Here is a 4,475-nt window from a genome sequence, read left to right on the forward strand (position 1 = left end):
TCCGGGGACGGCCCGTCCCGGCTGAAGCTGGAGAAGTTCATCCGCACCCACCTCGTCTTCAACGCCGCCGACGTCCCCGACTCCGTGATCGACGCCCGCTTCGAGGCGAGCATCGACCCGGAGGTCGTCGCGGCCCCGCCGCTGCGCCGTCCGTCCGGCCCGAACGCGCTGCGCACGCTGTGGAGGATGGACTTCACCCGCGACGCCCGCCTGTCCCGGCTGCCCGTACCGACGCTGGTGCTCTGGGGCGCGGCCGACAGGGTCAACCGGCCGTCCGGCGGCCGGATGCTGGCCGACCGCATGCCCAACTGCGACCTGTACGAGGTCGCCAACACCGGGCACTGGGTGCAGTTCGAACGCGCCGAACTGTTCAACCGGGTCTGCGCCGACTTCCTGGCGGGCCGCCGATGAGCACGTCCAAGGCGTACGACGAGCATGACGCGTACGACGCCCCGTCCGTCTTCGGCGCGGTCCACCTCGGCTACATCGTCATCGAGACGAATCGCTTCACCGACTGGCGCCGCTTCGGCGCCGACGCCATCGGCATGCACCACGACGACCTCGGCACCGGTCTGATGCGCTTCCGCCTCGACGACCACGAGTGCCGCTTCCTGCTGCGGCGCGGCCCCGCCGAGGACGTCGTCGCCACCGGCTGGCACCTCGACGACCACACCACCTTCGAGCGGATCGAGGCCCGCGTACGCGCCCACGGCGTCCCCGTGATCGAGGGCACCGAAGAGGAGGCGAAGCAGCGCGGAGTCGAACGTCTGCTGCGCTTCCCCGGCCCCAAGGGCATCACCCAGGAGATCTACACCATCCCGGTGAGGTCGGCCGAACCCCTGCGGATGCTCGCCTCCGGCTGGGTCACCGGCGATTCCGGCATGGGCCATGTCGCGATCACCTCGGCCAGACCCGCCCTGACGCGCGGCTACTTCAACACCGTCTTCGACGCCCGCCTCACCGACTACATCGACGAGACGATCGGCGGCGTCAAGCTCAAGATCCGCTTCCTGCGCGTCAACGAACGCCACCACTCCATCGCGATCGCCGCCGTCCAGGGCCTGCCCGTCGACCCGATCCGCACCCGCGTCCAGCACCTCAACACCCAGGTGGCCACGCTGGACGACCTGGCCCGCAGCTACGACCGCGTCCACGAACTCGGCTTCGACATGGCCCTCTCCGTGGGGCAGCACACCAACGACAAGGAACTCTCCTACTACGCCCGCACCCCCTCGGGCTTCGAGTGGGAGGTCGGCTGGAACCCCATAGTCATCGACGAGACCACCTGGGAACCCACCACCCACCAGGGCATCAGCATCTGGGGCCACACCCCGGTCGGCCGGACGATCGTCGACAAACTGACCCAGTTCCGCCTGGCCGCCCGCTCCCTGGCCCACCCCGAGAGGACGGTCCCGGCCCTGAGCGGCGCCGGTATCCCCGACGATTGAGGTTGTACTGAAGCCACAAGGCTTCTGAGGTTGTACTGAAGCTACAAGGCGCCCCTCTCATTGGGCCGCCCCGCGCGCAGCGCCCGCGACAGCCCCAGGGCCGCCGTCCGTACCGCCGGGGCCAGTTGGGCGGGGCGGAAACGGTCGCGCGGTACGGCCACCGACAGGGCCGCCGCCGCGATCGGCCCGTCGAAGACGGGCGCCGCGATGCAACTGACCCCCGGCGCGGCCTCCTGCTCCTCGTAGGCGAGCCCCGACACCTGGGCCTGCTCGACGGCGGTGCGCAGCCGGTTCGGATCGGTGATCGAGTACGGGGTGAGGCTGGGCAGCGGCCCGGCCAGCACCTCCTCGGTGAGTTCCGCCCCGGAGAACGCCAGCAGCGCCTTGCCGACACCGGTGCAGGTCAGCGGGAGACGGCCCCCGATGCGGGAGGGCAGCCGGAGCGGGTCGTGGCCGTGGATGCGTTCGACGTAGACCACGTCATGGCCCTCGCGCACCCCCAGGTGCACGGTCTCGTGCGTGGCCTCGAACAGATCCTGCAGGAACGGCAGCGCCGTCTCGCGCAGATCATGGCGGCGCGGCACCAGCGAGCCGAGCTCGAACAGCTTTCCGCCGAGCCGGTAGACGTCCTCCTCCCGCTCCAGCCACCCCAGACGGACCAGATCCGCGCACACCCGGAAGACCGTCGACTTGGCCAGCCCGGACCGCTCCGCCAGTTCCGTCAGGCGGAACGAGCCGCTGTCCGGGCGGAAGCAGTCCAGGATGGCCGTTGCCTTGTCCAACATATTTCCGGCGTCACTGTTCCGTGTCACGGAACAAACTTTGCCTGATTGTCGGCGTGACGCCTATACCTGGTCCACGGCCGACAGGCCCGAGGCCGCGATTCCACCGCCCCTTCCACCGCCCTTCCACCACCCGTCCCCGCCTTCCGCAGGAGGTCCTCCCATGTCCGCAGCACCGCACCGGACGCGTCCGCAGGGGTGTCCGTCATGAGCCGTACCAAGGTTGCCGTCATCGGCTCCGGCAACATCGGCACCGACCTGATGATCAAGGTCCTGCGGCTCTCCGACTCCCTGGAGATGGCTGCCATGGTCGGCATCGACCCCGAGTCCGACGGCCTGGCCCGTGCCCGCCGGCTGAAGGTCGCCACCACCCACGAGGGCGTCGAAGGGCTGCTGAGGCTCGACGAGTTCGCCGACGTACGCATCGTCTTCGACGCCACCTCCGCGGGCGCCCACCGCCACAACGACCAGGTGCTGCGCGCCGCCGGCCGCACGGTGGTCGACCTGACCCCGGCCGCCCTCGGCCCGTATGTCGTGCCCCCGGTCAACGCGGACGCGCATCTGGACGCCGACAACGTCAACATGGTCACCTGCGGCGGCCAGGCCACCATCCCGATCGTCGCCGCCGTGGGCGCCGTGACCCCCGTGCACTACGGCGAGATCGTCGCCTCGATCTCCTCGCGCTCGGCCGGCCCCGGCACCCGCGCCAACATCGACGAGTTCACCGAGACCACGTCCGCCGCCATCGAGAAGGTCGGCGGCGCCGCCCGGGGCAAGGCCATCATCATCCTCAACCCCGCCGAGCCCCCGCTGATCATGCGGGACACCGTGCACTGCCTGGTCGGCGACTGCGACGACACGGCGGTCGCCGCCTCGGTGGAGGAGATGGTCGCCCGGGTCCAGACGTATGTGCCGGGCTACCGCCTCAAGCAGAAGGTCCAGTTCGACCGGGTCGCCGCCGACGACCCCCTGCGCCTGCTGCTGCCGGCCGACTCCCGTGCCGGTACGGCCACCCGCGTCTCGGTGTTCCTGGAGGTCGAGGGCGCCGCCCACTACCTCCCCGCCTACGCCGGGAACCTCGACATCATGACCTCGGCCGCCCTGCGCACCGCCGAACGCATGGCCGCACACCGCTTCACGGAGGTGGCATCCCGATGACCGCGCCCACGCCCCAGACGACCCGCCTCTACGTCCAGGACGTGACCCTCCGGGACGGCATGCACGCCATACGGCACCGCTACACCGTCGAGCAGGCCCGCACCATCGCCGCCGAGCTGGACGCCGCCGGGGTCACCGCCGTCGAGATCGCCCACGGCGACGGCCTGTCCGGGTCCAGCGTCACCTACGGCGTCGGCGCCCACACCGACTGGGAGTGGATCGAGGCGGTCTGCGACGCCGTACGCCAGGCGATCCCCACGACCCTGCTGCTGCCCGGCATCGGCACCGTCCACGACCTCAAGCAGGCGCACTCCCTCGGCATCCGCTCGGTGCGCGTCGCCACCCACTGCACCGAGGCCGACATCTCCGCCCAGCACATCGCCGCCGCCCGCGAGCTGGGCATGGACGTCGCCGGGTTCCTGATGATGTCCCACATGGCCGAACCCGCCGAACTCGCCCGCCAGGCCAAGCTGATGGAGTCCTACGGCGCGCAGTGCGTCTACGTCACCGACTCCGGCGGCCGGCTCACCATGGACGGTGTACGCGACCGCTTCCGCGCCTACCGCGAAGTCCTCTCCCCGGAGACCGAGTTGGGCATCCACGCCCACCACAACCTCGCCCTCGGCGTCGCCAACAGCGTCGTCGCGGTCGAGAACGGCGCGACCCGGGTCGACGCCTCGCTCGCCGGGCAGGGCGCCGGGGCGGGCAACTGCCCGCTGGAGGCGTTCATCGCGGTCGCCGACCTCATGGGCTGGGAACACGGCTGCGATCTGTTCCCCCTCATGGACGCCGCCGACGACATCGTCCGCCCCCTCCAGGACCGCGACGTACGCGTCGACCGCGAAACGCTCACCCTCGGCTACGCCGGCGTCTACTCCAGCTTCCTCCGCCACGCCGAAGCCGCCGCGGCCCGCTACGGCCTCGACACCCGCGCCGTCCTCGTCGAGGTCGGCCGCCGCAAGCTGGTCGGCGGCCAGGAGGACATGATCACCGACATCGCCCTGGACCTGGCTGCGGCCCGGGACGCGGTGACGGCCTGACGGACGACGAGAGCGGCCGGAGTCCCGCGCCCGAGCGGTCGGGGGAG

At 71.0% G+C, this 4,475-nt stretch carries 5 protein-coding genes; 4 read left to right on the forward strand and 1 reads right to left on the reverse strand.

Going from position 1 to position 4,475, the window contains the following annotated elements:
* Both STRIP9103_RS02235 and STRIP9103_RS02240 read left to right on the forward strand, forming a co-directional pair.
* Positions 1–411, forward strand: a 411-nt coding sequence (locus tag STRIP9103_RS02235; protein ID WP_009296212.1) for an alpha/beta fold hydrolase, incomplete at its 5' end; no start/stop codon positions are given.
* Positions 408–1,448, forward strand: a complete 1,041-nt coding sequence (locus tag STRIP9103_RS02240) for a VOC family protein (RefSeq protein WP_009296214.1) — start codon at positions 408–410, stop codon at positions 1,446–1,448. The genes STRIP9103_RS02235 and STRIP9103_RS02240, both read left to right, overlap by 4 nt.
* A gap of 41 nt (positions 1,449–1,489) precedes the next feature.
* Here the strand turns inward: STRIP9103_RS02240 and STRIP9103_RS02245 are convergent, their stop codons facing one another.
* Positions 1,490–2,233 carry an IclR family transcriptional regulator gene (locus STRIP9103_RS02245; RefSeq protein WP_009296208.1) on the reverse strand — a complete coding sequence of 248 codons (744 nt, stop codon included), beginning with the start codon at positions 2,231–2,233 and terminating at the stop codon, positions 1,490–1,492.
* Between the two features lie 204 nt (positions 2,234–2,437).
* Between STRIP9103_RS02245 and STRIP9103_RS02250 the strand changes: the two genes are divergently transcribed.
* Both STRIP9103_RS02250 and dmpG read left to right on the forward strand, forming a co-directional pair.
* Positions 2,438–3,388 carry an acetaldehyde dehydrogenase (acetylating) gene (locus tag STRIP9103_RS02250; RefSeq protein WP_048819551.1) on the forward strand — a complete coding sequence of 317 codons (951 nt, stop codon included), beginning with the start codon at positions 2,438–2,440 and terminating at the stop codon, positions 3,386–3,388.
* On the forward strand, positions 3,385–4,428 hold the full coding sequence (gene dmpG / locus STRIP9103_RS02255; protein WP_009296206.1) for a 4-hydroxy-2-oxovalerate aldolase: 1,044 nt from the start codon (positions 3,385–3,387) through the stop codon (positions 4,426–4,428). Before STRIP9103_RS02250 ends, dmpG begins: the two co-directional genes overlap by 4 nt.
* Positions 4,429–4,475: the final 47 nt, after the last annotated feature.

The sequence above is a fragment of the Streptomyces ipomoeae 91-03 genome, assembly GCF_000317595.1.
GTDB classification, from domain to species: Bacteria; Actinomycetota; Actinomycetes; order Streptomycetales; family Streptomycetaceae; genus Streptomyces; species Streptomyces ipomoeae.

Coding starts and splice junctions, on each gene's coding strand:
- STRIP9103_RS02245 (WP_009296208.1), bottom strand. CDS start 2,233: ATGTTGGACAAGGCAACGGCCATCCTGGACTGCTTCCGCCCGGACAGC.
- dmpG (WP_009296206.1), top strand. CDS start 3,385: ATGACCGCGCCCACGCCCCAGACGACCCGCCTCTACGTCCAGGACGTG.
- STRIP9103_RS02250 (WP_048819551.1), top strand. CDS start 2,438: ATGAGCCGTACCAAGGTTGCCGTCATCGGCTCCGGCAACATCGGCACC.
- STRIP9103_RS02240 (WP_009296214.1), top strand. CDS start 408: ATGAGCACGTCCAAGGCGTACGACGAGCATGACGCGTACGACGCCCCG.